The organism is Streptacidiphilus sp. P02-A3a (genome assembly GCF_014084105.1).
Taxonomy (GTDB): Bacteria; Actinomycetota; Actinomycetes; order Streptomycetales; family Streptomycetaceae; genus Streptacidiphilus.
The window spans coordinates 5,599,274-5,625,148 of the sequence record NZ_CP048289.1 but is presented as its reverse complement, the minus strand read 5'-3'; the positions used below and the strand labels follow the sequence as shown (position 1 = coordinate 5,625,148).

Below are 25,875 nucleotides of genomic sequence, written 5' to 3'. Positions count from 1 at the left end.
GCGGTGGGCCGGTGGCGGTGGGCCGGTGGCGGTGGACCGGGCTAGCCGGTGGTGACCACCCGCTTGGCCCAGCGCATGTCCGGCTTGCCGGTCGGGGTGCGCTGCACCTCGGCCACCAGGTGCAGCCGCCGCGGCACCTTGTATCCGGCGATCCGGCCCCGGCAGTGCTCCTGTAGTTGACGTAGCGTCAACCCCTGGCACCCGGTTCGCAGTTGCACCACCGCGACCACGGTCTCGCCCCAGCGCTCGTCGGCCGCGCCGACCACCACCGTGTCGTAGACCCCCGGGTGGGCCTTGATCGCCGACTCCACCTCCTCCGGAAAGACCTTCTCGCCACCGGAGTTGATACAGGAGGAGCCCCGGCCCAGCAGCGTGATCCGGCCGTCCGGCTCGCGCCGGGCCCAGTCCCCGGGCACCGCGTAGCGCTGCCCGTCCGGGCCGGTGCGGAACACCTCGGCGCTCTTCACCGGATCGCCCAGGTAGCACAGCGGTACGTTGCCGCGCCGGGCCAGCCGCCCGATCACGCCCGGTGGCAGCGCGTTGAGGTCGTCGTCCACCACCTCGGAGTCGCCGATCGCACTGGTGGTCACCCCGCCCGCGCCCTCGGCCGCGCCGCCGCCCTGGCTGATGCCGCCCGCGCCGCCCTCGGAGGAGCCGATGGCGTCGCTCAGGTACAGGTTCGGGAAGCGCTCCAGGAAGCGCCGCTTGACCGGCGCGGAGAACAGCGCGGCGCTGCTGACCAGGCCCAGGAAGGCGCTCAGGTCGTGGTCGGCGCCGGGCAGGTCCAGCGCCTCGACCAGCGGGCGGCCCATGGCGTCGCCGGTGATCATGACGATGTTGATCCGCTCGCTGTCGACCAGCTCCCAGACCCGGCGGGGGTCGAAGCGGTCCAGCAGCACCGCCCGGTTGCCCTTGAACAACTGCTGCATCAGCCCCCACTGGGTCGCGCCGTGCATCAGCGGGGCGATCGGGAAGAAGGTCACCGGGTGGTCGTAGCCGGTGGTGGCGATCTCCTCCGGGGTCGCCATCCGGTGGCCGTTGGTGACGTCGATGCCGCCGCCGAGGGCGAAGAAGACGTCCTCCTGCCGCCAGACCACCCCCTTCGGCAGGCCGGTGGTACCGCCGGTGAAGAGCAGGTAGTGGTCGTCGGGGGAGCGCGGCGCGAAGTCCCGCTCCGGACTCCCGGCGGCCACGGCCTGCTCGTACGGGACGCTGTCCGGGCCCGCCGCCGACGCCGGCGGGTCGTCGCCGTCGGCGATCTCGATCAGCTGCCGCAGGCCCGGCAGCAGCGGCAGGGTCTGCGCCACCCGCCGCGCCCAGCGCCGCTGGTAGACCAGCGCCACCGGCTCGGCCATCCCCAGCAGGTAGGCCAGCTCGTCGGTCACATAGCGGTAGTTGACGTTGACGCAGACCGCGCGGAGCTTGCACACGGCGAGCAGCGACTCCACCCACTCGGCGCAGTTCAGCGCGTACACCCCGACCCGGTCGCCCGGGCCGACCCCGGTGGCCCGCAGGTGGTGCGCCAGGCGGTTGGCGCGCCGGTCGAGCTCGGCGAAGGTCCGCCGCCGTACCGCCGGGTCGTCGGCGCGGGCGCAGCTGATCGCCTCCCGCTCCGGAAAGAGGTCAACCGCGCGCTCGAACAGATCGGCCAGGTTGAATTCCATGGCCGGAGAGTAGGAGCGGCGACCGGAGAACTCCATAGCCGGGGAACCGCCGGAAACTGCTCGGCGGGTGGCCCTTGCCAACCCGTCTCCAAGACTGCAACCTGTTCTAGATCTGAACGCCGGACTGCTGCGTCGGCAAGCGGCCACCACCGGCTGACGGCCACGCGGCAGGAGGGAGCTAGCTGATGGGCGGCACCGAACACCTCAGCGTCGAACGGCACGGGGCGACGCTGGTGCTCACGCTGAACCGACCCGAACGGAAGAACGCGTTCTCGATTCCGATGCTGATCGGACTCCATGACGCCTGGATCGAGGCCGACGCCGATGACCGCGTCCGCTCGGTGGTGCTCACCGGCGCGGGCGGGGACTTCTGCGCCGGGATGGACCTCAAGGCCCTCGCCGCGGGCGGCTTCGGTGACGGCGGCCCCGGCGATCGGGACGCCGAACACCGCGCCCGGCTGAAGGCCGATCCCGACCTGCACTGGAAGGCCATGCTGCGGCACCACCGGCCGCGCAAGCCGGTCCTGGCCGCGGTCGAGGGCGTCTGCGTGGCCGGCGGCACCGAGATCCTGCAGGCCACCGACATCCGGGTGGCCGCCGAGTCCGCCAGCTTCGGCCTGTTCGAGGTGCGCCGCGGGCTGTTCCCGGTCGGCGGCTCCACCGTCCGGCTGCCCCGGCAGATCCCGCGCACCCACGCCCTGGAGATGCTGCTCACCGGGCGCCGCTACAGCGCCGCCGAGGCCCGCGACATCGGGCTGGTCGGCAGCGTCGTGCCGGACGGCGCGGCGCTCGACCGGGCGCTGGAACTCGCCGAGACCGTCAACCGGGCGGCGCCGCTCGCGGTCGAGGCGGTCAAGCGCTCGGTGTACGAGTGCGCCGGGCTCGGTGAGGCGGAGGGGCTGGCCCGGGAACTGGAGATCGGCCTGCCGGTCTTCGCCACCGAGGACGCCAAGGAAGGACCCCGCGCCTTCGCCGAGCACCGGCCCCCCGTCTACCACCGCCGTTAGCCGACCGCGGCCCACCGCGGCCGAGCACGGCCGACCGCCCGAGAGACTCCGAGACGAGGCCCCATGTCCGAGGTGCTCAGCGCCCCGCTGATCGTCGAGTTCCCGTTCACCCGCTCCACCGGCCCGGTCATCGGGGCCTTCCTCACCGGCCTGCGCGAACGGGTGCTGCTCGGCACCCGTGGCAGCGACGGCCGGGTGCACTGCCCGCCCGCCGAGTACGACCCGGTGACCGCCGCCGAGCTGGACGAGCTCGTCCAGCTGCCGGAGACCGGGGTGGTCACCGCCTGGGCCTGGAACCAGCAGCCGCGCCCGCAGCAGCCGCTGGCCACCCCCTTCGCCTGGGCCCTGGTCCGGCTGGACGGCGCGGACACCGCGCTGCTGCACGCCCTGGACGCGCCGCCGCCCGACTCCGGGCACCCGGACCGCACCCGTACCGGGCTCCGGGTACGGGTCCGCTGGGCCGAGCGGCGCAGCGGCGCGATCACCGACATCGCCTGCTTCGTCCCGGCCGGTGAGCCCGCCGGGCCCGCTGAGTCCGCCGAGCCCGGTGCCGTCGAGGCCGGGGCGCTCCGCACCGCCGAGGCGGCGCGATGAGGACCGCCGCCGAACTCCTGGCCCAGGTACCCGCGCTGGCGCAGGCCGAACCGGTCACCCGGGTCACCCTGCCCGCCCGGCTGGAGTACGTGCACACCCCCGGCACCGCCCAGTCGCGCTTCCTCACCGGGCTCGCCCGGCAGCGGTTGCTCGCGGAGCGCTGCCCCGCCTGCACCCGCGTGTACATCCCGCCCCGGGGCGTCTGCCCCACCTGCGGCCTGGCCACCACCGACCAGCTGGAACTCCCGCACACCGGCACCGTCACCACCTTCTGCATCGTCAACATCGCCGCCCGCGGCCTCGATGTCGAAGTCCCGTACTGCTACGCCTACGTGCTGCTGGACGGCGCGCACGTCAGCCTGCACGCCCGGATCGGCGGCCTGCCGCACGAGCGGGTGCACGTCGGCCAGCGGGTCCGCGCCGTCTGGCGGGAGCGGCACCCGGACCGGCCCGACCCCGGCCTCGCCGCGATCAGCCACTTCACACCCAACGGCGAACCCGACGCCGACCCCGCGAGCTACCGGAGCTGGATGTGAGCCCCCAGCAGCGCTCCCCACGGCGCCCCGAAGGGCGCGAGATCGCCATCGTGGCCTTCGCCCAGACCACCCACCGGCGCAGCACCGACGAGCTGTCCGAGGTCGAGCTGGTGCTCCCGGTCCTCCAGGACGTACTCAAGCAGACGGGTCTGACAACCGACCGGATCGGCTTCACCTGCTCCGGCAGCAGCGACTACCTGGCCGGTCGGGCCTTCTCGTTCACCATGGCCCTGGACGGGGTCGGCGCCTGGCCGCCGATCTCCGAGTCCCACGTGGAGATGGACGGTGCCTGGGCGCTGTACGAGGCCTGGGTGAAGCTGCGCACCGGGCAGGCCGACACCGCCCTGGTCTACTCCTACGGCAAGTCCTCCCCGGGCAGCGTCCGCGACGTGCTCACCCGTCAGCTCGACCCGTACACCCTGGCGCCGCTGTGGCCCGACGCGGTGGCGCTGGCCGCGCTGCAGGCGCAGTGCCTGATCGACGGCGGGCTCACCGACGAGCGGGCGCTGGCCGAGGTCGCCGTCCGCAGCCGCCGCGCGGCCGAGACCAACCCGCACGCCCAACTGCGCGGCAGCGCCGACGCCGAGGCGCTGCTGCGGCTGCCGTACCAGCTGCGGCCGCTGCGTCGGCACGACTGCCCGCCGGTCAGCGACGGGGCCGCCGCCGTGGTGCTCGCCGCCGGTGACGCGGCCCGGGCGCTGCACCCGCGCCCGGCCTGGATCCGCGGCATCGACCACCGGATCGAGGCGCACCAGCCGGGCTGCCGCGAGCTCACCGAGTCGCCGTCCACCCGGCTCGCCGCCGTCCACGCCGGGGCCTTCGACGCGCCGGTGGACACCGCCGAGCTGCACGCGCCGTTCACCGCGCAGGAGGTGGTGCTGCGCCGGGCGCTGGACCTGAACGACGCGGTCCTGGTCAACCCGTCCGGCGGCGCGCTGGCCGCGAACCCGGTGATGGCGGCCGGGCTGCTGCGGATCGGCGAGGCCGCGGCCCGGATCCACCGGGGCGAGTCCCGGCGGGCGCTCGCCCACGCCACCTCCGGGCCCTGCCTGCAACAGAACCTGGTGGCCGTGCTGGAAGCGGAGGGGGAACGATGAGCGCCGTCAGCGGAGTCCGCCGGGCCGGGGAGCCGGTCGCGGTGGTCGGCATCGGCCAGACGAAGCACGTCGCCGCCCGGCAGGACGTCTCGATCGCCGGACTGGTCCGCGAGGCCGCCGTCCGCGCCCTCGCCGACGCCGAACTGAGCTGGGCGGACATCGACGCGGTGGTGATCGGCAAGGCCCCGGACTTCTTCGAGGGGGTGATGATGCCCGAGCTGTACCTGGCCGAGGCGCTGGGCGCGGTCGGCAAGCCGATGCTGCGGGTGCACACCGCCGGTTCGGTGGGCGGTTCCACCGCGCTGGTCGCGGCGAACCTGGTCGCGGCCCGGGTCCACGGCACGGTGCTGACCGTGGCCTTCGAGAAGCAGTCCGAGTCGAACGCGATGTGGGGCCTGTCGCTGCCGGTGCCGTTCCAGGCCCCGCTCACCGCCGGGGCGGGCGGCTTCTTCGCCCCGCACGTGCGGGCCTACCTGCGGCGCAGCGGGGCGCCCGACCACATCGGCTCGCTGGTGGCCTTCAAGGACCGCCGCAACGCGTTGAAGAACCCCTACGCGCACCTGCACGAGCACGGGCTGACGCTGGAGCGGGTGCGCTCGGCGCCGATGCTCTGGGATCCGATCCGCTACTCGGAGACCTGCCCCTCCTCCGACGGGGCCTGCGCCCTGGTGCTCACCGGCGCCGCCGGGGCGGCCCGCGCGCCGCGCCGCCCGGCCTGGGTGCACGGCGGCGCGATGCGCAGCGAGCCGACCATCTTCGCGGGCAAGGACTACGTCAGCCCGCAGGCCGGGCGGGACTGCGCCGCCGACGTCTACCGCCAGGCCGGGGTGGTCGATCCGCGCCGCCAGATCGACGTGGCCGAGATCTACGTGCCGTTCTCCTGGTACGAGCCGATGTGGCTGGAGAACCTGGGCTTCGCGGCCGAGGGGGAGGGCTGGAAGCTGGTCGAGGCGGGCGCCACCGAGCTCGACGGCGACCTGCCGGTGAACCCGTCCGGCGGGGTGCTCTCCAGCAATCCGATCGGGGCGTCCGGTATGATCCGATTCGCGGAGGCTGCTCTGCAGGTGCGCGGTCTGGCCGGGGAACACCAGGTGGACGGCGCGCGGCTGGCGCTGGGGCACGCCTACGGCGGCGGCGCGCAGTTCTTCTCGATGTGGCTGGTCGGGGCCGATCGCCCGGGGCAGTGAGCGGTTCCCGGATCCGGGCCCTCCGCGACACGATACGGCCTGGCGGGCCTACCGGGGCCCAGGACGGGGGAGTTCCACCCATGCGGACCGGATCGTGTGAAAGCACTCCTCCCGCCCCCGTCCGGGAGGTTACAGTCGGATCACAGGGACGGGAGGAGCTCAGACGTGGCAAGCGACGCATTCTTCGGTGACAGCGCGTTCGGTGACAGTTCGGGAGGCGGCGTCCTCACCCAGCGGGGTTCGCAGGAGCAGGGGTTCGACGGCAAGAAGCCGAAGCTCGACCTCAGCGGGGCCGAATGGCTGTCCAGCAGCCAGGGCGTGGGCGACGTCCAGATCGCCTTCGTGGAGGGCTACATCGCCATGCGCGACGGGCGCTACCCGGACGGACCGGCGCTGATCTTCACCCCGGCCGAGTGGCGCGCGTTCGTCCTCGGCGCCCGCGACGGGGAGTTCGACCTGACCTGAACTCCCGGCCGGGACACCGGTCCTGAGCCAACGGCAGACCTGTGGGGCCCGGTCGGGGACACCGACCGGGCCCCACAGGTCTGCCGTGCCGGGCCGCTGCCGCCGGGTCCGGCGAGTCAATGGCGGACGAGGGAGTGGCGGGCGAGGGAGTGGCGGGCGAGGGAGTGGCGGGCGCCGCGTCGACCACCCCCACGGGGTCGACGCGGCGCCACCTGTGGCCTGTCACCCCGCACGCCCCCACGCGGCGGAGTTGGACAGGCCCGCCCGCAGGGCCGTCCAGCAAATGGCCCTGCGGGCGTGCTCTAAGGGAACCTTAAGGGGGGAAGGGTGCGCGCCGGAGCACTACACGGCCACGCGGGTGTGGATATCAGCGACAGGCTGCGGACGCCACACGGTCGAGGCCGGTGCGGCCCCCGCTGGTGAGCTGTCTTGATCTCTCCATGTTGCCGACCGTATTCGGAACGTGATGTGCGAGTCAACTCAGCGTCTCGTCACGTGGACACGCTACTTGGACACGCCCGGGCGCCGCCATCGGGGTTCCGGCCCGCGCGGGCAGGCGGCGGAACCGGTACGGACCGCCACGTACGATGTGCGCATGGCCTTTCTCCGCCGCCGCTCCGGCACACCCACAGGTCCGGACTTCGACGTACTCGCAATGGACCCGGGCGACTGGCCCGGCGACTTCGGGGCGGCGCTGCTGGCCGACCCGCAGGACGGCAGCTGCCAGGGCATCTTCCTGCGCTACGACCTGCTCGGCGGGCGCGGCCCGTCCATGCTGATCGGCAACCTGCGGGCCAGTTCCCCGGCCCGCGACCCCGAGGACGGCGTGCCCTTCGAGGTCCGTCAGCTCCTCGCCGCGATCGGCAACGACGAGCCGGTGGGGGTCGTCGACACCGAGGACTTCCCGGTGATGCTCGGCGACGACCTGTTGATTGTGAAAAAGGTGAAACTCTCGGAGAGCCGGGTCGCCTGCGTGCAGTTCGGCAGCAGCGACGACATCCAGGTGACGGTCACTACCTGGGACCGGCCGATCACCGACGACCTCTACCAGCTGCTCAAGCCGCTCCCGGCGGACATGTTCCGCACCTGACCGGGGCGGCGGGCCCGGGCGCAGTGCCCGGGCCGGAGCCCGCGGACCGGTGGCCGCTCTGCCGCTACCGGGTCCCGACCGCCGCGCGGACCGCTCGCCGGGCCATCGCCGCGTCCTCGTGCAGTCGGCGAATCAGTATCCGCTGCTCCTCCCCGGCCCCGGGAACGTCGTGCCGCCGCAGTTCGCGCATCAGCACCAGCAGCAGGTTCACCAGGAAGGCGTCGCGGGGCAGCGTCCCGGAGGCCTGGGCCACCTGGCTGATCTGGCGGCGGGCGGCGGTGTCGCCGGACAGGACCGTCCACAGCAGCGCCAGGTCGTAGCCGGGCAGGTACCAGCCGGCCTGCTCCCAGTCGACCAGCACCGGTCCGGACGGCGCCAGCACCATGTTCTCCAGCAGCGCGTCGCCGTGGCAGAACTGCCGGGCGGTGTGCGCCAGTCCGTGCAGCAGCTGCTGTAGGTCGCCCGCGTCGCGGTCGGTCAGCAGCCCCAGGGCGTGGTAGCGGGCGACCTCGCGCTGGTAGTCCAGCGGACGATCGAAGGTACCGGCCGGGGGACGCCACAGGTTGAGCGAGCGGACCGCGCCCAGGATCGCCCGGACCTCGCCCGGGGCCGGGGTGTTCACCGGGTGCCGCTCGCGGGACGCCGGGCGTCCGGGGATCCGCTCCAGCAGCAGCACGCAGCGCTCGGTGTCGGCGGCCACCAGCTTGGGCAGCCGGGCCGGGGGCCGGTGCCGGACGAAGGCACGGTAGGCGGCGATCTCGCGGCGGAACAGCTCGGCGTCCTCCAGCGCGTCCCGGGTCGCCTGCCGGGCCGGAACGCCGTGCTGCACGAGGCACTTGGCGACGACCGGGGTGCGCCCGGCGGTCCCGGCCACCAGGATGTGCCGCCCGTCCTCGCGGAGCAGCTGCCGGGGGGTGAACGCCGGGTAGGTCCGGGCGATGTCCGCGAGGGCCGCCCGCAGTGCCGGGGAGCGCTCGGCCGAGCCGTCCAGCGCGGGCCCGCCGGGGGCGGCCTGCGGCAGCACCATCCGGCGCGGGACGGTCGGCACCCCGCCGCGCGCGGGCACCGCGCGCAGCTGCTGCTGGCCGTAGCCCTCGCGCGGACGCAGCTCGGGTCGCGGGTCGATCCGGGGGTCGGTCCCGCCGCCGGGGCGGTGGCGCGTGGGGGACACCCGTCCGGCCGGAGCGGACGTCGGGGAGAGCGAGGGAGAGTACATGAGGTGTTCCTGATCCCTTCCTTGGCGGGCTGCCGCCGGCGGGGCCGGGGGGCCCGCCGCGTGTGGGGGTGGGAGTGGCGCGGGCGGCGAGCCGTTCGGTCGGCCCCGGCCCGCGCACCCTGGGGAGTGCGTGGACCGGGGCGGTCCCTGGCGTCTCGCTGGTACCGCGCCACCCCTTGCGCCACACCCCCGGGCCGTTCGGGGAACCCGGGTCCTGCCCGGGATCACCGCTCGTACCAGGGGCGAAGTGGCGCGTTCCTACCTGACACCAGATTGTTCGTGGCGCATCAGCTGGCGGACCCTGGCGAACCCTGGCGAATGCTCGCCTGGCACATGCCAGTTGGCTAGCCTCGGAGCAGCCGAGGAACCTGGGGGCTTGACGTGAGCAGAGGACCCAACACCCAGTTCGCCGACCTGTTCGCCCTCACGGGCTGGTCGAAGGGCGAGCTGGCGCGACTGGTCAACCGGCGCGGTGCGGCGGCCGGGCAGCAGCAGCTGTCGACCGACACCTCGCGGGTGCGCCGCTGGATCGACCGGGGGGAGACCCCGCGCGATCCGGTGCCGAGGGTGCTGGCCGCCCTGTTCACCGAGCAACTCGGCCGTGTCGTCACCACTGAGGACCTCGGGTTCCAGCGGCACCGGCAGCCAGGTTCGCTCGCAGGACGCGGTGGTGACCCCGCGTCGGACGATCCGCCGCTGGAACCGCAGCAAGCCGCGGAGGCCCTCACCGAGTTCACGGGAATGGACCTCATGCTCAACAGACGCGGACTGATCGGGGCGAGCACCGCCCTCGCGGCGGGCTCCGCCATCGCCGGCCCCCTGTACGACTGGATGACCGGCAACGAGTGGCGCGGCAGCCACGCGGCCGGGGACTCGGGCGCGGCGGTGCGCCGCCCGGGCGCGGCCACCCTGCCCGCCGACGACTTCTACGACGCCGGGCCGGTCGGCCTGGACGAGGTGGAGGCGCTGGAGTCCTCCGTGGACGTGTTCCGGGCCTGGGACGCGAGACGCGGCGGCGGACTCCAGCGCAAGGCTGTGATCGGCCAACTCAACGAGGTCGGCGGCATGCTGACCTACAGTCACCCCGAGGCGCTGTCCAGACGGCTGTGGGGGGTCGCGGCCAACCTGTCGGTGCTCGCCGGGTGGATGTCCCACGACGTCGGCCTGGAGCCCACCGCCCAGCGGTACTTCGTGATGGCGGTGAACGCGGCCCGCCAGGCCGGGGACAAGCCCCGGGCGGGCGAGGCGCTGTCCCGCGCCGCCCGGCAGATGGTGCACCTCGGCCGCCCGGTGGACGCGCTGGACCTGCTGCGGGTCGCCGACATCAGCACCGGCGAACCGGTGCTGCCGCGCACCAGCGCGATGCTGCGCACGGTCGAGGCGTGGGCGTACGCCTCGATGGGGCGCTCGCAGGCCACCCGGCGCACCCTGGGCGAGGCGGAGGACCTGTTCGCCCAGGACTCCGGTGAGCCGGGGCCCAGTTGGCTCCAGTTCTTCGACCGGGCCGACCTGCACGGCATGGAGGCGCTGACCTACCGGACCCTGGCCGAGCACGACGCCTCGGCCGCGCCGCTGGCCCAGGCGCACGCCCAGCAGGCGATCGACCTGCGCGGGGACGGCTACGACCGGTCGAAGCTGTTCGACTACCTGTCCATGGCCTCGGCCTCGTACCTGGCGCGGCAGCCGGACCGGGCCGACACCTTCGCCCGGATGGCCCTCAGCTCGACCCGCGAGATGTCCTCGCACCGGACCTGGGACCGGCTCCGGGAGATGTACCGACTCTCCGAGTCCTACGAACAGTTGAGCGAAGTGCGGGCGCTGCGTGCCGACATCCGCCGAGCCCTGCCCCGCCCCGTCGCGCCGCGGCTGGTGTGACCCCGGCCGCGTCCCGCACGGCCCGGCCCCCTCGTGTCAAAGGTGCACGTCCGCGCGTGCGGACGGTACCATTCCGTGCTTCCGGCTGGCGGGCGACCGTCGGCCGGTGTCACAATCCGTCCGCGGCCACCGTCGCGGACCCCGCCAGTCGGCGACGGCACCCCCATCGGGAGGCCCCGCCGCACCGGCTGCACGGAAAATCCCTTTGCCACCAGGACCGCCGCAACGGATGCTGACCTCATGTTCGAGCCCGCGATAGCGCCCAGCGCCTCCCTCCTCGGCCTGCTCCAGCGGGGCCGGGGGGACGGCACCCTGCACGCTCTGGCGGCAGAGCGCGCCGATGCTCTCGCCGCTCTGGAGCACTGCGTCACCTGCGACCCCCGGCGGGACTGGCAGGTGGAGAACCGTTCGCTGTACTACGCCCGCCTGTACATGGAGCTGGAGGCTCCGCTCCAGGGCCTGGAGGAGCACCTGCTCCAGGTCGAGGACATGCTGGACGAGCACGAGTGCCGCACCGGCCTGGCCCTCGCCGTCCTCGGGCGGCTGGCGGGCTACGGCCGCCGGGACGCCCTGCTGCTGCTCCGCCGCTACGCCGCCGTCGGCAGCAACTGGGCCTGGGCCCTGGACGAGCTGGCGCTGTGGGACGACGACGAGGCGCTGCGCGACCTGGCCACCCCGGTGCTCGCCCGGTTCGCCCCCGGACCCGAGGGCGACGCCGCGCTGCGGGCCGCCGTCCGCGAGGCCTACGAGCCGCGCCCCTGGCACCTGTGGGCGCTGACCCACCCCCGGGTCGCCGCGGCCACCGAGCAGGCGCCCTTCGACCTGTGGCAGCGCCAGCTCGACCGCTCCGCGACCGCCCCCGCCTGGAGCACCCCCGCCGTCCTCGCCTGGGCCGACGAGCAGGGCCCGACCCCGCAGGACGTCTTCGAGCGCCGGGTCGCCGCCGCCGCCCGCTGCCTGGCCGCGGTGGCCGCCCCGGCGGACCGGCCGCTGCTGCTGGAAGCCGCCACCTCCGCCCAGGACGGCGCGCGCTGCGCCGCGCTGCGGCACCTGGTCGACCACGACGACGAGTGCGCCCCCGACCTGGTCGAACTGGCCGCCGCCGACACCTCGCACCGCACCGCGGCCTTCGCCCTCGGCGCGCTGGCCCGGATGCGCGGCGCGCGGATCACCGAACGCGCCCGGGTCTGGGCCGCCGACCCCGAGGGCGGCCCGCTGGCCGACGCCGCCGGCCGACTGCTGGCAGCGGTCGGCCAGCCCGCCGACGGACCGCTGGTGGTCGCCGCGCTGCGCCGGGGCATCTTCACCGACGGCGTCGACGGCGAGGGGCTGGCGGTACTGGTGGAGGGCGTCGGACGGCTGGCGGCCACCACCGCCGTCCCGGTACTGCGCCACATCTACGCCGAGACCAGCAGCTCGCAGCTGCGCGGCAGCGCCGCCCGCAGCCTGTCCGGACTGGATCCCTGCTTCCCGACCGGCGCGGCCGTCGAGTGCCTGTGGGACTGCGAGGAGGCCACCCGCGAGCTGGCCGCCCGCCATGTGCTGACCAAAGGCGACGGCAAGGTCCTGGACCGGCTGCGCAGGCTCGCCGCCGACCCGGGCGAGGAGGCGGAGGTCCACGCCGCCGTCCGGGGGCGGCTGAGCTCCGGCTGAGCACCCGGCCGCCCGCCGCGAGCGGGGCCCGACCGGCCCCGTCCGGGCCGCCCCGGCAGCCCCGCGCGACCCGCTGCTCCCGGGCGTCCGCACCGGCTCCGAACGGCTGCGGTGAGGGTTAGGGCGACGTTCGTCAGTTCGACAGATTCCGGTGGCCGGGCGCACCCCGCGCCTCGGAATAACGCAGACATGCGTGTCGCTATCGTCACCGAATCCTTCCCGCCGGATGTCAACGGCGTCGCCCACTCCGTCCTGCGCACCGCCGAGCACCTGGTGCGGCGCGGCCACGAACCGCTCGTGATCGCGCCCAGCCCGGCCGCGCCGCCCACCGCCGCCGACCCCTGCCCCGTGGTCCGGCTGCCCGCCCTCTCGCTGCCCGGCTACCCGCAGGTCCGGCTGGCCCTGCCGCACCGGCGGCTGGACCAGCTGATCGCCGAGCACCGCCCGGACATCGTCCACCTCGCCAGCCCCTTCGTCCTCGGCGCCCGGGCCATGGCCGCCGCCGAACGGCTGGGGCTGCCCGCCGTCGCCGTCTACCAGACCGACCTCGCCGGGTACGCCCGCGCCTACCGGGCGGGCAGCGGCATCGGCGAGGCCGCCGCCTGGCGGCGGATCCGCACCGTCCACCGCGCCGCCGACCGGACCCTGGCGCCGTCCACCCCGGCCGCACAGGACCTCACCGCCCACGGCGTGCCCCGGGTACGGCTGTGGCGGCGCGGCGTCGACTCGGTCCGGTTCGACCCGCGCCACCGGGACGAGGAGCTGCGCCGCAGCCTGCTCGCCACCGGCGGCAGCGACCCGGAGACCGGTCTGCTGGTCGGCTACGTCGGGCGGCTCGCCCCGGAGAAGCGGGTGGACCTGCTGGCGCGGGTCGCCGCGCTGCCCGGGGTCACCCTGGTGGTGATCGGCGACGGTCCCAGCGCCCCGGCGCTGCGGCAGGCCCTGCCGGAGGCGCTGTTCCTCGGCCCGCGCGGCGGCGACGAGCTGGCCGCGCTCTACGCCTCGCTGGACGTGTTCGCGCACACCGGGCCGATGGAGACCTTCTGCCAGACCATCCAGGAGGCCATGGCCAGCGGCGTCGCCGTGATCGGCCCGGCGATCGGCGGCCCGCTCGACCTGATCGACCCCCTGCGCACCGGGCTGCTGGTGCCGCCCTGCGACCCGCAGGCGCTGGCCGCCGCCGTCGGCACGCTGGCCGCGGACCCGCTGACCCGGGCCCGCTACGGCGCGGCGGCCCGGACCGAGGTGGTCGGCCGCACCTGGGAGTCGGTCGGCGACCAGCTGCTCGACCACTACCGCGAGGTCCTGGCCGAACGCGCGACGGGCCGCCCGGACGCCCCGCTGACGCAGACCGGCGCCGCCGCGTGAACGCCCCCGCGCCCGGACCCGGGGCGGCCGAACCCGAGGCAGCCCGACCGGAGGCGTCCAGACCGGAGGCGTCCAGACCCGGGGCGGCCGGGCTGACCATCGTCCGGCTCGCCAACTTCGTCACCCCCGTCTCCGGCGGCCTGCGCACCGCCCTGCGCCACCTCGGCGCGGGCTACCTGGCGGCGGGCCACCGCCCGGTACTGGTGGTCCCCGGACCGGTGCGCCGGACCCGGGTCGACCGGGACACCGAACAGGGCACGGTGATCACCCTGCCCGGGCGGACCGTCCCCGGCACCGGCGGCTACCGGGTGCTGCTGGACCGCCAGGCGGTCGCCGACCTGCTCGCCGAGCTGCGCCCGGACCGGCTGGAGGTGTCCGACCGCAGCACCCTGCGCTGGACCGGCGACTGGGCCCGGCGGCACGGGGTCCCGGCCGCGATGGTCTCGCACGAGAGCCTGGACGGGCTGCTGCGCACCTGGGGGCTGTCCGAGCGGCTGGCCGGGCGGGCCGCCGACCGGCTCAACGCCGCCACCGCCCGCGACCACCAGGCGGTGATCTGCACCACCCAGTGGGCCGCCGAGGAGTTCGCGCGGATCGGGGCGCGCAACATCGTCCGCGCGCCGCTCGGGGTCGATCTGGAGCAGCGCCACCCCCGGCACCGGGATCCGGCCGCCCGCGCCCGCTACGCGGCGCCGGACGAGGTGCTGCTGGTGCTCTGCTCGCGGCTGTCGCCCGAGAAACGCCCGGAACGGGCCCTGGACGCGCTCGCCGAGCTGCGCGCGCGGGGCGTGCCCGCGGTACTCGCCGTCGCCGGGGACGGCCCGCTGCGGGCCCGGCTGGCGGCGCGCGCCGGGCGCGCGGGGCTGCCGGTGCGCTGGCTGGGCCACCTGACCGGTGCCGACACCCTCTCCGCGCTGCTGGCCGGGGCCGACGTGGCGCTGGCGCCCGGGCCGATCGAGACCTTCGGCCTGGCCGCGCTGGAAGCCCTGGCCTGCGGTACGCCGGTGGCCGTCAGCCGCTCCTCGGCGCTGCCGGGGATCATCGGCGGCGCGGGCGTGGCCGCGGCCGACACCGGTCCCGGCTTCGCCGACGCGGTCCAGCTGCTGCTCGCCCGGCCGGAGCCGGAACGCCGCCGCGCGGCCCGCGTCCGCGCCGAGCGCTACGGCTGGGACCGGGCCACCGCCGCCTTCCTCGCCGCGCACCGGGCCGCGAACCCGGTGTCCGTGCCGCGCGCCGATCTCGCACCGCTGGGAGCCCGGCCGTGACCGCGCCCTTCGACGGCCTCGTGCTGGCCGGTCCGCCGCTGTCCGGACCCGTGCCGGTGCCGCCGCCGGGCGGCCTGCGGATGGTGGCCCTGGGCGACTCGCTCACCGAGGGGCTGGGCGACCCGCTGCCGGGCGGCGGCTGGCGCGGCTGGGCGGCGCTGCTCGCCGCCGGGCTGCGGCCCGAGCCGGGGGCGGTCGAGCTGCGCAACCTCGCCGTGAGCGGGGCGCTGACCGGGGACGTGCTGCGGCGGCAGCTCCCGGCCGCCCGCGGGCACCGGCCGCAGGTCGCGGCCGTGGTCGTGGGCGCCAACGACACGTTGCGGGCCAGCTACGACATCCACGCGGTCAGCGCCAACGTGGACGCCGTGCTCGCGGCCCTGGCCGCGCAGGGCGCCACGCTGCTGACCGCCTGCCTGCCCGACCCGGGACGGATGCTGCGGCTGCCCGCCCCGCTCGCACGCCCGCTCGCGCGCCGGATGCAGAGCGTGAACGAGGTCGTGCACGCCCTCACCGAGCGCCACGACGCCGTCCATGTCCACATCGCCGACAGCGCCTGGGTGGACGATCCGAGCATGTGGAGCGTGGACCGGCTGCACCCGTCCGAACGCGGGCACCGCGCCCTGGCCCGCGAGTTCCACCGGCTGCTGCGGACGGACGGCAGCGCCCTCGGCCCGCCGCCCGGAGCCGAACCGCAGGGCCCCCCACCCACGCGCGGCGCGCAGACCCGGTGGATGGCGACCAAGGGCACCGCCTGGGTACTGGACCGCTGCACCGACCTGCTGCCCGACCTGCTGCGGCTCGCCGCCGCGGAGTCCCGGCAGCGCCGCCGGGGCGGTACCGCCGAGCTCGACCACCGCGCCGCCGCCGAGACCGCCGCCGCGCTCCGGGCCCTGGAACGCGGCTGGGAGCGCGGCGACCGGCCCGCGCTGCGCGCCGTCAGCTGACCGTCGCGGTCGGCAGTCCCCACCCGCGTCCGCCCGCTGTCCCGGCCCTAGGACCGCCGGGGCGTGGCCACCGCGAACCGGGTGGGGGTGCCCGGGCGGGCCTGGGCGGCGGCGGCCAGGTCGGCGGCCGGGACCACGCCGACCACCGGGTAGCCGCCGGTGGTCGGATGGTCGGCCAGGAACACCACCGGCAGCCCGTCCGGCGGTACCTGCACCGCCCCCAGCACCATGCCCTCGCTCGGCAGTTCGCCGCGCCCCGGCAGCCGCCGCAGCGGGGTACCCAGCAGCCGCAGCCCGATCCGGTTGCTCGCCGGGGAGACCGTGTAGCGCGTCGCCGCCAGCAGCGCCAGGGTGCCGGGGGCGAACCAGTCGTCGCGCGGACCCGGATCCAGCCGCAGCAGCAGTTCCACCGGTGGCGCGGGCTGCGGCAGCGGCTCGATCCAGCCGGGCTCACCGCCCGGCGCGCCCAGCGGCAGCACCTGCCCGGCCGCCAGCGGCGGCGGGCCCAGCCCGGACAGCAGGTCGGCCGAGCGGCTGCCGAGTACCGGCGGCAGGTCGACCCCGCCGTCCAGGGCGACATAGGCGCGGACGCCGTCGGTGGCCGGGCCCACCTCCAGCAGCGCCCCGGCGGCCAGCCGCAGCGGCGCGCCCCAGGCCCCGGGCCGCCCGTCCACCCGTACCGGCGAGGGCGCGCCGGTGACCGCCGCCACCAGCGGCGCCAGCGCCCGCAGCGCCACGCCGCCGAGGGTGGTCTCCAGCACCGCGGCGTCCGGGCCGTTGCCGACCAGCCGGTTCGCCAGCGCCCGGGCGGGCTGGTCCAGCGCCCCGGCCCGGGGCACGCCGAGGGCGGCCACGCCGTCGCGCCCGCCGTCCTGGATGGTGGTCAGCGGCCCGGGCCGGACCACCGCCACCGCCCGGCCACCGCCCCCGCCGTTCCCGTGGCCGTCGCTCCGGCCGTTCACGCGGCGGCCTCCGTGAAGCGGGCCCGGGTGCCCGGGGCGAGCAGCGCGGCCGGATCGCGCCGCGGATCCCACAGCGGCAGCGCGGTGCGGCCCAGCAGCTGCCACCCGCCGGGGGAGGCGGCGGGGTAGACACCGGTGTAGGGACCGGCCAGGGCCACCGAGCCGGCCGGCACCCGGGTCCGCGGGGTGTCCCGGCGCGGCACCGCGAAGCGCTCGGGCAGCCCGGTCAGATAGGCGAAGCCGGGCGCGAAGCCGCAGAAGGCCACCCGGTACTCGCAGCCGCGGTGGATCCGCGCCGCCTCGGTGGGGGACACCCCCCAGTGGGCGGCCACCCCGGTCAGGTCCTCGCCGTCGTAGACGGTCGGCACCAGCACCAGTGGTCCGGCGTCCACCGGCACCGGAATCGGCCGCCAGTCGGCGAACTGACGTACAATCAACTCGGGGTCGGCGACCCCGTCCAGCAGCACGGTCCGGGCGGCGGGCACCACCTCTGCCACCCGGCCCAGTGCGCCCGAACTTTGACGTTCTGTCAACTCACCTATCAGTGACGCTACTTCACCGTCGTCGGCGACTTCGAACAGCAGCGCGGACCGGCCCACCCGGTGCGTCCTCATGCGAACGCCTCCACCCGGACCCGCGCCGCCTCCAGCGCCGCGCGCACCCGCCCGGCCAGCTCGGCCGCGCCCGGGGTGTCCCCGTGCAGGCACAGCGAACGGGCCCGGACCATGATCCGGCTGCCGTCCGCCGCCACCACCGCGCCGTCCGTGGCCATGGCGACGGCCCGCTTGACCACCGCCTCCGGGTCGTGCAGCACCGCGCCCGGCTCGGTGCGCGGCACCAGCGTCCCGGCGGGGGTGTAGCCCCGGTCGGCGAAGGCCTCGGCGATCACCGGCAGCCCGGCCGCGGCGGCGGTCCGCAGCAGCACCGAACCCGGCAGGCCGAGCACCGGCAGCGCCCGCCCGTCCGCTTCTCCGTAGGCCAGCAGCGCGTCCACCACCGCGCCCGCCTGCTCCTGGTCGGCGACCACCCGGTTGTAGAGTGCGCCGTGCGGCTTCAGGTAGGCCACCCGTCCGCCCGCCGCCCGCGCGAACACGTCCAACGCGCCCAGCTGGTAGGTGATCTCGTCGGCGAGCTCGGCCCGCGGCACGTCCATCGCGCGGCGGCCGAACCCGGCCAGGTCCCGGTAGGAGACCTGCGCGCCGATCCGTACGCCGCGCGCCACCGCCGACTCGCACACCCGCCGCATGGTCGACGGGTCGCCCGCGTGGAACCCGCAGGCCACGTTGGCGCTGGTGACCACGGACAGCAGGGCCTCGTCCTCGGTCAGCGCCCAGCGCCCGAAGCCCTCGCCCAGATCCGCGTTCAGATCGACTGGTCCGTGTGTCACGAATGCCCTCCGCTCGGTCTGCCGAAGGAGATCGTACGTGCGGAGTCACAGTGCCCCGCTCTTGACGCGGGCGCGGGGCGCGGGTTGGGATGACGAGATGATCTCCACAGCGGATGTCCAGTCGCCGCATGTCGTATGTCAGGGGCACGACATAACCAGGCAGGGCCCACGGCCACGACAGGACGGAAGAGACGATGCAGGCAGCACCCGCATACGGCCGTAGCAGCACCCCGCCCGCCGACCCGGGCCCGGTGCTGCGCGCGATCCGGCTCCCGGCAGCGCCGCCGCACCCGGTCGGCCGGGAGGAACTCCTGGCCGCCGCCCGCGCCGCGCTGCGCCCCGAGGCCGGACTGCTGCTCACCGGGCCGCTCGGGATCGGCAAGAGCGCGCTGCTCGACACCCTCGGCCACGAGGCCGGGACCGGCGGGAACCGGGTGCTGCGCTGCGCGCCCGGACCGGACGACGCCGCGCTGCCGCACGCCGCCCTGATCGAACTGCTGCACCCGGTCCCCGACCGGGACCACGCCCACCTGCCCGCGCACCAGCGCGCGGTGCTGGACGCGGCGCTGCTGCGCGGCAGCCGCCCCGGCGACCGGCTCGACCGGTTGGCGCTGCGGCTCGCGGTCACCGCCACCCTGGAGCGGATCGCCCGGGACGCCCCGCTGCTGCTCGTCCTCGACGGCCTGGAGCGGGTGGACCCGATCAGCGCCGACGTGCTGGCGCACGTCGTCCGGCGCGCACCCGACCTCGGCATCACCGTCGCCGCCGCCCGCCGCGGCGGCGCGCCGCCCGGCGGCGAGCGGCGGCTGTGGCCGGGCGCCGCCGTCGAACTGACGGTGCCCGGGCTGACCGACGAGGCGATCGGCGACCTGCTCGACCGGGAGGCGCGCACCCCCGCCCCGGCCCGACTGCGGCAACTGCTGCGGCTCGCCGCCGGGAACCCGCTCTACGCCCGCGAACTCGCCGCCGAACCGGGCCGCCGCTCCGGCGGGCGCGCCGCCCCGGAGCCGCACGCCGAGCCCGGCGACCCGCCGCTGCCGACCACCCTGCGCGCGCTGGTGCTCACCCCGGCGGCCGACCTGCCCGCGGCCGCGCGGTCCGCGCTGCTGCTGGCCGCCACCGCCGCCCGGCCCAGCCTCGGGCTGCTGCGCGCGGCCGGGGTGGCCGACCCGGTGGCCGACCTCGGCGAGGCCGAGCGGCGCGGCCTGCTGCGGATCGCCGCCGACGGCGGCCTGCTGCTGGCGCACCCGCTGCTGGCCGCCGCGCTGCGGGCCGACGCCGGGACCGCACCGCGACTGGCCGCGCACGCGGCCCTGGCCGGCGCCGTCAGCGAACCCGTCGAGCGGGCCCGGCACCTGGCGCTCGCCCACCCCTACGAGGACCAGTGCGTGGCCGGGGCGCTGGCCGAGGCCGCGGCCACCGCCCGCAGCCGCGGCTCCGCCGACACCGCCTACGAACTGGCGGTGCTCGCCGCCGCCCGCACCCCGGCCGCGCTGCCCGGGGACCGGCACCGGCGGCTGCTGGCCGCCGCCGCCCACGCCGCCGACGCCGGACGCCACGACGACGCCAGGCGCGCCGCCGACCGGGTGCTCGCGGAGACCCCGGACGCGGTCAGCCGGGTCCGCGCCCGGCTGACCCTGCTGGAGACGGCGGGTCAGGCCCTGGACGCCAGCGGCACCCTGATCGAGGGCGGTTTCGCCGACGCGGCGGGGGACCTGGCGCTCCAGGCCCGGCTGCACCTCTGGGCGGCGGTGCGGGAACTGCTCGGCGGGCGCACCGCCGGGGCCGCCGCCGAGGCGACCCGCGCGGCCACCCTGGCCGCCCGTGCCCCGCACCAGCCGACCGGCGCCGATCCCGAGGGCCCGGCCACCGGCGGTGAGGCGGCGACCCGGACCCAGGTCGACGCCCTCGGCCTGCTCGCCACGGTCGAGTCGATGCGCGGCCGTCCGGTCGCCGCCGAGAGCGCGCTCGGCTCGGCGCTGCGGCTGGCCGGAACCGAGGCCGGGGCCTCGCTGCTGCGCCGCCGCGCGCTGCTCGACCTGGACGCCGACCGGGTGGCCGAGGCCGGTCGGCGGATCGCCGCCCTCGCCGAGCGGGCGACCGGCTCCGACGGGGTCGAGGAGGCGCTGGCCACCCTGGTCGCCCGGATCCGGATCCAGGCCCGGGCCGGTGACTGCGCACCGGCGGTGGCCGCCGCCGAGCGCTGCACCCGGCTGCTGGACGCGGCGGGCCTGGCCTCGCCGCTGGGCGCGTACGCGGCGGCGCTGGCGCAGACGGTCGGCGGCGCGGTCCCCCGGGCCGTGGAACTGGCCCGGGCCGCGGTGGCGGGCTGCGCGGCCGACGGCGACCGGCTGTTCGAGATCCGGGCCCTGGGCGTGCTCGGCGGCGCGCTGCTGATCACCGGCGAGGTGCACGCGGCGGCCGAGGCGGCGGAGGCCCTGCAACGGGCCCGCGAGCTGGGCACCGCGATGCGGCTGGCCGATCCGGACGCGGTGCGCCGACTGGCCGACCTGGCCGAGGCGTTGGTGCTGCTCGGCGACCGGGCCGAGGCACAGCGGGTGCTGGCCGAGGCCGGGCAGCTGACCTGCTCCTGGCCGTCCGCCTGGGGCGCGGGCGCGCGGGCCGCGCGGGAGCGCTCCACCGGGCTGCTGCTGGCCGTGCTCGGCCGCCCGGGGGAGGCGGTGGCGGCGCTGCGGGGCTCGGCCGCCCGGCTGCGGTCGGTGCCGCTGCCGCTGGACCTCGCCCGGACCCTGGTCGGCTGGGCCTCGGTGGAGCGCCGGGCCCGGCACCGGGCGCCCGCGCGGACGGTGCTGGCCGAGGCGGAGCAACTGTGCCGCGATCGGGCCGCCTACCCGCTGCTGGCCCGGATCGAGCAGGAGCGCGAACGGCTGGATCCTGGTGAACGCATCGGCGACACACTGGAACTGACGCCCAGTGAGCGACGTGTCGCCGAGCTGGTCGCCGGTGGCGCGACCAACCGCGAGGTGGCCGCGGTGCTCAGCGTCAGCGTCAAGACCGTGGAGGGGACGCTGTCCAGGGTCTACCGCAAACTCGGGGTGCGCTCGCGCACCGGGCTGGCACGGGCGGCAACCGGGGGACATGTGTAGCCACGTACGGACACGGCGAGTTCACATCGACGGCAAGGGATACCCCGCTTATCGGCGGACGCCGCGGTTCTTAGCGTGGACACGACCAATCCAGCGCCCCCCGTCCCTGGAGGACCCTCGTGAAGCTGCCGCTCCGGTACGCCATCGGACTGCTCGCCGCGCCCCTGCCGATCCTCGCCCTCGCCGTCGTCCCGGCGCAGGCCGCCCCCACGCCCGGCGCCGCCACCGTCGCCCTGCGTGCCGACACCGTTCCGGCGGTCGCCCAGTCGACGCTGGTCGGCGCGGTCTCCGCGCGCACCTCGGTCTCGGTCACGGTCAGCCTGGCCCAGCGCGACCCGGCCGGGTTGCAGGCCTTCCTGAAGCAGGTCGCCGATCCGGCTTCGGCCCAGTACAAGCACTATCTGACGGTCAAGCAGTTCGCGCAGCGCTTCGGTGCCGCGCCCGGCGCCGCCGCCCAGGTCAGCGCCTACCTGACCGGGCACGGCCTGAAGGTCGGCCAACTCACCTCCAACGGGCTGACGTTGTCGGCCACCGGCACCGCCGCCCAGATAGAGAAGGCCTTCGGCACCACCCTCGGCACCTACCGCGACCGCACCGGACGGCAGTTCTACGCGAACACGGCCGCCCCGGTGCTCCCGACCGCGATCGCCGCCGTCGTCACCGACGTCTCCGGCCTGTCCGACTACGCGGTCTCGCACCAGAACGCGGTCTCGCATCAGAGCGCGGTCCGCGGCCAGTCCGGCGCCAAGGCCAGCATCCAGGGCTACACGCCGACCCAGATCCGCACCGGCTACAACCTCAACTCGGCCATCAGCGCGGGCTACACCGGCAAGGGCGAGACCGTCGCGCTGGAGGAGTTCTCCGCCTTCACCCAGTCCGACGTGAACACCTACGACAAGAAGTTCTCGCTGACCCCGTCCACGCCGACGGTCGTCAAGTCCGACGGCGGCACCACCGACACCTCCGGTGAGGACGAGGTGGAGCTGGACATCGAGGTGGTCCAGGCGATCGCCCCCGGCGCCACCATCAAGGTCTACGAGGCCCCCAACAGCGACGCCGGCGAGGCCGCCGTCTACGCCCAACTGGTCAGCAACGACGTGCCGATCATCTCCACCAGCTGGGGCCAGGACGAGGCGGCGGAGACCGCCAGCAACCGGGTCGCGCTGAACACCGACTTCCAGGAGGCCGCCGCGCAGGGCCAGTCGATCTACGCGGCCTCCGGTGACGACGGCTCCGACGACGCGGGCGACGGCGGCACCTCGGTCGACTTCCCGGCCGCCGACCCCTACGTCACCGGCGCGGGCGGCACCACCCTCAACCTCAGCTCCTCCGGGGCCTGGAGCTCGGAGACGGCCTGGTCCGGCAGCGGCGGCGGGGTGTCCTCCTACTTCGCCACGCCGAGCTTCCAGACCAGCGTCAACTCCGGCAGCTACCGCAGCGTGCCGGACGTCGCCGCCGACGCCGACCCGGACACCGGCTGGGCGATCTACACCGAGGGCTCCTGGGCCGAGTACGGCGGCACCAGCGCCGCCGCGCCCAACTGGGCCGCCTTCACCGCGATCTACGACGACGAGGCGGGCGCCCTGAGCAAGGCCAAGCTCGGCTTCGCCAACGCCAGCATCTACAGCCTGGCCGAGTCCTCCTCCTACAAGAGCGCCTTCCACGACATCACCAGCGGCAGCAACGGCGCCTACAACGCGGGCACCGGCTACGACAAGGTGACCGGTTGGGGCTCCTACAACGGCGCCAACTTCCTCTCCGACGAGCTCGGCTGATCCCTGCGTCTGCCGCGACCGCGCGGGCCGGGCGACCCCCCGGCCCGCGCGGTCGCGCCGCTCACCCACCGAAGCCGTCCGACCACGCTGCGGAATCACACAAGTAGGTTCCAACCGTGGCGTTTCGGACCTTGTCGGTGTCAGCCTCTAACCTTGCTGATCGTGACCACCACAGCCGCCGAACCCGCCAGCCGTCCCGCGCTCGGCCCAGCCGCCGACGAGGGGCTGGCCAGGCGTCTGCGCGCGCTGGCCTGCACCGCGCCGCTGCACGACCTGGACAGCCGCAAGGCCAACCTCGCGGGCGAGTACGCCGGCTACGGCATGGCGGAGGTCGCCCTGGCCGCGATCGACCTGGTCACCCTGCAGATGGACTTCGACACCGGCGCCGACCGGGACCAGGTCCTGGCCCGGCTGCACCCCCGGGTCGCCGCCCAGGCCCCGGACCGGCCCTGGCGCGAGCACGAGCGGGTCGCCCGCTGGGTGCTGGAGTCGCTGATCAACGTCGGCAGCGTGGACCGCGGCTTCCGCGCCGTCTACGGCACCTTCGGCGCGGGCGGCGAGTACATCCGCCGGGACTACGACTTCAAGCTGATCGAGGAGGTCCCCGGACCCGACGGCGGCGTCTACCTGCGGACCACCGACGAGGCGGTGAACGTCCTGGTCGGCGCGCTGGACACGGACGTCACCAGTGCCCAGATCGCGGCCGAGGTGAAGCTGGAGGTGCTGATCCGCCGGGGCCGCCTGGCCGACGCCCAGCTCGCCGCCGAGCAGGCCCGCTACCGCACCGTCCAGTTCGCCGAGACGCTGCGCCGCGCGCTGGAGGCCACCCGCCGCAACGTCCGCGCGGTGGACTGGATGGAGACCGTCCCCGACCTGATCGCCGAGGCCCTGGAGCACATCTCCGACCGGTACCGGCACGAGAACGCGATCCTCACCAACATCCGCCGCGCCCGGGACGAGGCCGAGCCGAACACCCCCGAGGGCGCCGAGCACAAGCGCCGCGCCGCCGAGCTGGTCGACATCGTCAAGGACTGCATCCGCCGCCACACCCAGCTGCAGACCCGGCTGCTGGAGGCCGGACCGCTGTTCCGCGCCGAACAGGACCGGCAGGCCTTCGCCGCCCCCTCCGCCCGCAGCGGTCTCGACCTGTACGGGCAGCTGCTGGCCCCGCTGCTGCGGCTGCCGGTGGAGCAGGCCGGGCAGGTCACCGACGCCTTCTTCGGCAACGGCATAGGACTGCGCACCCGCGCCGCCGTCCGGGTCACCGACCTGATCGAGGTGCTGCTCACCCCGCCGGTCGAACGCGAGCACCTGGGCGCGGAGCTGCTGGAGCCCGACCTGGTGGACACCCCCGACGACAGCCGCTTCTCCGAGGCCCAGCTGGACGCCGCCCAGGAACTGCTCGACCTGCCGCCGGACGCCCCCCGGCGGCTGTCCGGGCTGCTCGCCGAGGCCCGCCGGCGCGACCCCGAGCTCCCCTACCTGGTCGCGCTGCTGGCCGTGCACGCGGCCAGCCCGCCGGTCGGCACCGCCTACCGGCAGGGCGAGGAACGGCTGCTGTTCGCCGTCGACGACGGCACCCGGCTGGACGACCCGGAGTTCGGCGGCGCCGACCTGATCGTCGGCAGCGCGCTGCTGGACGCCGTCGGCATGGCCGCGGAACGGGCGGAGACCGGATGACCCCGCCCCGCCGCCGCCCGCACCCCACGTCGCCCAGCCGTCCCCACCGCGTCGACCGCACCGCGCACCACCTGGAGCCCCGCCCGTGAGCACCGAAGTCCCGAGCCCGTCCGCCGAACCGCGGCAGGCCCCCGCGATCACCCCGGCCGACGTCGCCGACGCCTCCCGGCTGGTCTCCTTCGGGCTCCAGCCGAAACTCCTGCCCGCCCGCGACGCCGAGTACGCCGAACTGGTGCTCCGCTACCGGGACGACCCCGGCTTCGCCCGGCTCGCCGACGCCGTCGCCACCGGCCTGGGCCTGATCGTGCTGGAGGTCTCCGCCCGCGCCGGGATGGCCGTCGCCGCCGCCGAGGACTCGGTCTTCGCGGTCCGCCTGGGCGAGTACTCCCGCCGGGCCGCCTCCGAGTCCTCCGACCGCTTCCTGCACGGCCTGGCGCACCTCGCGGTCGCCGCGCTCGCCTTCCCCCGCCCGGAGGACCTGGCCGACGACGGCTACCTCGGCCGGATCACCGTCAACGGCGTCGACACCTTCGTCCGCCAGGTCTGCCGCCGGATGGAGGAGCAGGCCGACACCGAGGGCGCCAACACCGACCCGGTCAGCGAGGCCCCCGGGCTCGAAGCCGCCTGGCGGGTGTACGCCCGGCGCAGCGCCACCGGCGCCACCAAGGACGCCCGCAGGCTCGCCGGCTCCACCATCGGCATCGTCGGCAAGGCCACCGCCTTCCTGGTCGACTCCGGCTTCCTGCAGAAGACCTCCGACGACTCCGGCGGCACCTTCCGCACCACCGCCCGCTACCAGCTCCAGGTCCGCGACCTGGCGGGCAGCGCCGCCATGGCCGAGCTGCTGGCCCTGGGCGTGGTCCCGATCAGCGACGGCAGCGCCAGCCTGCTGCCGCCGGACGCCACCGAGGAACTGGTCGCCGACGCCGGCCTGCCGTTCCACAGCTCCTGACCGACCCGAACGCCCGACCCGAACGCCCGACCCGCACGCCCGAACGCCCCC

At 75.7% G+C, this 25,875-nt stretch carries 19 protein-coding genes and 1 pseudogene; 15 read left to right on the top strand and 5 right to left on the bottom strand.

Translation table 11 applies throughout. The features are described 5' to 3' along the window. Positions 1 to 41 precede the first annotated feature (41 nt). On the bottom strand, positions 42 to 1,664 hold the full coding sequence (locus GXP74_RS24080; RefSeq protein WP_182453326.1) for an acyl-CoA synthetase: 1,623 nt from the start codon (positions 1,662 to 1,664) through the stop codon (positions 42 to 44). Between the two features lie 185 nt (positions 1,665 to 1,849). On the opposite strand from GXP74_RS24080, the gene GXP74_RS24075 reads away from it, so the two are divergent. The 6 genes and pseudogenes from GXP74_RS24075 to GXP74_RS24050 all read left to right on the top strand — a co-directional run bounded on the left by GXP74_RS24075 (position 1,850) and on the right by GXP74_RS24050 (position 7,640). Next, positions 1,850 to 2,671, top strand: coding sequence for a crotonase/enoyl-CoA hydratase family protein (locus tag GXP74_RS24075; RefSeq protein WP_182453325.1), 822 nt, complete (start codon positions 1,850 to 1,852; stop codon positions 2,669 to 2,671). 63 nt (positions 2,672 to 2,734) lie between these two features. Then, positions 2,735 to 3,801: pseudogene (locus GXP74_RS24070) on the top strand (Zn-ribbon domain-containing OB-fold protein). Then, positions 3,798 to 4,898 carry a thiolase domain-containing protein gene (locus GXP74_RS24065; RefSeq protein WP_182453324.1) on the top strand — a complete coding sequence of 367 codons (1,101 nt, stop codon included), beginning with the start codon at positions 3,798 to 3,800 and terminating at the stop codon, positions 4,896 to 4,898. The pseudogene GXP74_RS24070 and the gene GXP74_RS24065 overlap by 4 nt, the downstream one beginning before the upstream one ends. After that, positions 4,895 to 6,085 (top strand): thiolase domain-containing protein, encoded by a 1,191-nt coding sequence (locus GXP74_RS24060; RefSeq protein ID WP_182453323.1) that lies wholly within the window; start codon positions 4,895 to 4,897, stop codon positions 6,083 to 6,085. The genes GXP74_RS24065 and GXP74_RS24060 overlap by 4 nt, the downstream gene beginning before the upstream one ends. Before the next feature lie 165 nt (positions 6,086 to 6,250). Then, entirely contained in the window at positions 6,251 to 6,550 is a 300-nt protein-coding gene (locus GXP74_RS24055; RefSeq protein WP_182453322.1) for a DUF397 domain-containing protein, read from the top strand. A gap of 595 nt (positions 6,551 to 7,145) precedes the next feature. Next, positions 7,146 to 7,640, top strand: a complete 495-nt coding sequence (locus GXP74_RS24050) for a hypothetical protein (protein ID WP_182453321.1) — start codon at positions 7,146 to 7,148, stop codon at positions 7,638 to 7,640. Between the two features lie 64 nt (positions 7,641 to 7,704). On the opposite strand, the gene GXP74_RS24045 is transcribed toward GXP74_RS24050, so the two are convergent. Beyond that, positions 7,705 to 8,856 (bottom strand): aminoglycoside phosphotransferase family protein, encoded by a 1,152-nt coding sequence (locus GXP74_RS24045; RefSeq protein ID WP_182453320.1) that lies wholly within the window; start codon positions 8,854 to 8,856, stop codon positions 7,705 to 7,707. A gap of 381 nt (positions 8,857 to 9,237) precedes the next feature. On the opposite strand from GXP74_RS24045, the gene GXP74_RS24040 reads away from it, so the two are divergent. From GXP74_RS24040 to GXP74_RS24020, 5 genes are all read left to right on the top strand, one after another. Continuing rightward, positions 9,238 to 10,731, top strand: coding sequence for a hypothetical protein (locus GXP74_RS24040; protein WP_182453319.1), 1,494 nt, complete (start codon positions 9,238 to 9,240; stop codon positions 10,729 to 10,731). 240 nt (positions 10,732 to 10,971) lie between these two features. After that, a complete protein-coding gene (locus tag GXP74_RS24035) occupies positions 10,972 to 12,384 on the top strand; it encodes a HEAT repeat domain-containing protein (protein ID WP_182453318.1) in 1,413 nt (470 codons plus the stop codon). Positions 12,385 to 12,573: 189 nt separating this feature from the next. After that, the gene (locus GXP74_RS24030) at positions 12,574 to 13,752 is read left to right on the top strand and encodes a glycosyltransferase family 1 protein (RefSeq protein WP_182453317.1); all 1,179 of its coding nucleotides are present in this window, start codon (positions 12,574 to 12,576) and stop codon (positions 13,750 to 13,752) included. Between the two features lie 92 nt (positions 13,753 to 13,844). Then, the gene (locus GXP74_RS24025; RefSeq protein ID WP_182456596.1) at positions 13,845 to 15,017 is read left to right on the top strand and encodes a glycosyltransferase; all 1,173 of its coding nucleotides are present in this window, start codon (positions 13,845 to 13,847) and stop codon (positions 15,015 to 15,017) included. Beyond that, positions 15,014 to 15,961, top strand: a complete 948-nt coding sequence (locus GXP74_RS24020) for an SGNH/GDSL hydrolase family protein (protein WP_370468457.1) — start codon at positions 15,014 to 15,016, stop codon at positions 15,959 to 15,961. The genes GXP74_RS24025 and GXP74_RS24020 overlap by 4 nt, the downstream gene beginning before the upstream one ends. Positions 15,962 to 16,008: 47 nt before the next feature. On the opposite strand, the gene GXP74_RS24015 is transcribed toward GXP74_RS24020, so the two are convergent. Genes GXP74_RS24015 through GXP74_RS24005 form a run of 3 tightly spaced genes read right to left on the bottom strand, consistent with a single transcriptional unit; the run spans position 16,009 to position 18,310 of the window. Continuing rightward, complete coding sequence (locus tag GXP74_RS24015) at positions 16,009 to 16,923, bottom strand: biotin-dependent carboxyltransferase family protein (protein WP_182453316.1); 915 nt, start codon at positions 16,921 to 16,923, stop codon at positions 16,009 to 16,011. Continuing rightward, on the bottom strand, positions 16,920 to 17,537 hold the full coding sequence (locus GXP74_RS24010) for an allophanate hydrolase subunit 1 (protein ID WP_182453315.1): 618 nt from the start codon (positions 17,535 to 17,537) through the stop codon (positions 16,920 to 16,922). Before GXP74_RS24010 ends, GXP74_RS24015 begins: the two co-directional genes overlap by 4 nt. Continuing rightward, complete coding sequence (locus GXP74_RS24005; protein ID WP_182453314.1) at positions 17,534 to 18,310, bottom strand: LamB/YcsF family protein; 777 nt, start codon at positions 18,308 to 18,310, stop codon at positions 17,534 to 17,536. The genes GXP74_RS24010 and GXP74_RS24005 overlap by 4 nt, the downstream gene beginning before the upstream one ends. A 194-nt stretch (positions 18,311 to 18,504) precedes the next feature. Between GXP74_RS24005 and GXP74_RS24000 the strand changes: the two genes are divergently transcribed. From GXP74_RS24000 to GXP74_RS23985, 4 genes are all read left to right on the top strand, one after another. Beyond that, complete coding sequence (locus tag GXP74_RS24000; protein ID WP_182453313.1) at positions 18,505 to 21,417, top strand: LuxR family transcriptional regulator; 2,913 nt, start codon at positions 18,505 to 18,507, stop codon at positions 21,415 to 21,417. 119 nt (positions 21,418 to 21,536) lie between these two features. Beyond that, entirely contained in the window at positions 21,537 to 23,192 is a 1,656-nt protein-coding gene (locus GXP74_RS41910) for a protease pro-enzyme activation domain-containing protein (protein WP_182453312.1), read from the top strand. 162 nt (positions 23,193 to 23,354) lie between these two features. Beyond that, a complete protein-coding gene (locus tag GXP74_RS23990; RefSeq protein ID WP_225448141.1) occupies positions 23,355 to 24,872 on the top strand; it encodes a hypothetical protein in 1,518 nt (505 codons plus the stop codon). An 85-nt stretch (positions 24,873 to 24,957) separates the two neighbouring features. Then, positions 24,958 to 25,824, top strand: a complete 867-nt coding sequence (locus tag GXP74_RS23985) for a hypothetical protein (RefSeq protein ID WP_182453310.1) — start codon at positions 24,958 to 24,960, stop codon at positions 25,822 to 25,824. Positions 25,825 to 25,875 lie beyond the last annotated feature (51 nt).

What these genes read in the sequence shown, in the direction of transcription:
- GXP74_RS24000 (WP_182453313.1), top strand. Translation starts at nt 18,505, where the DNA reads ATGCAGGCAGCACCCGCATACGGCCGTAGCAGCACCCCGCCCGCCGAC.
- GXP74_RS24075 (WP_182453325.1), top strand. Translation starts at nt 1,850, where the DNA reads ATGGGCGGCACCGAACACCTCAGCGTCGAACGGCACGGGGCGACGCTG.
- GXP74_RS24045 (WP_182453320.1), bottom strand. Translation starts at nt 8,856, where the DNA reads ATGTACTCTCCCTCGCTCTCCCCGACGTCCGCTCCGGCCGGACGGGTG.
- GXP74_RS24050 (WP_182453321.1), top strand. Translation starts at nt 7,146, where the DNA reads ATGGCCTTTCTCCGCCGCCGCTCCGGCACACCCACAGGTCCGGACTTC.
- GXP74_RS24010 (WP_182453315.1), bottom strand. Translation starts at nt 17,537, where the DNA reads ATGAGGACGCACCGGGTGGGCCGGTCCGCGCTGCTGTTCGAAGTCGCC.
- GXP74_RS24080 (WP_182453326.1), bottom strand. Translation starts at nt 1,664, where the DNA reads ATGGAATTCAACCTGGCCGATCTGTTCGAGCGCGCGGTTGACCTCTTT.
- GXP74_RS24030 (WP_182453317.1), top strand. Translation starts at nt 12,574, where the DNA reads ATGCGTGTCGCTATCGTCACCGAATCCTTCCCGCCGGATGTCAACGGC.
- GXP74_RS24035 (WP_182453318.1), top strand. Translation starts at nt 10,972, where the DNA reads ATGTTCGAGCCCGCGATAGCGCCCAGCGCCTCCCTCCTCGGCCTGCTC.
- GXP74_RS24060 (WP_182453323.1), top strand. Translation starts at nt 4,895, where the DNA reads ATGAGCGCCGTCAGCGGAGTCCGCCGGGCCGGGGAGCCGGTCGCGGTG.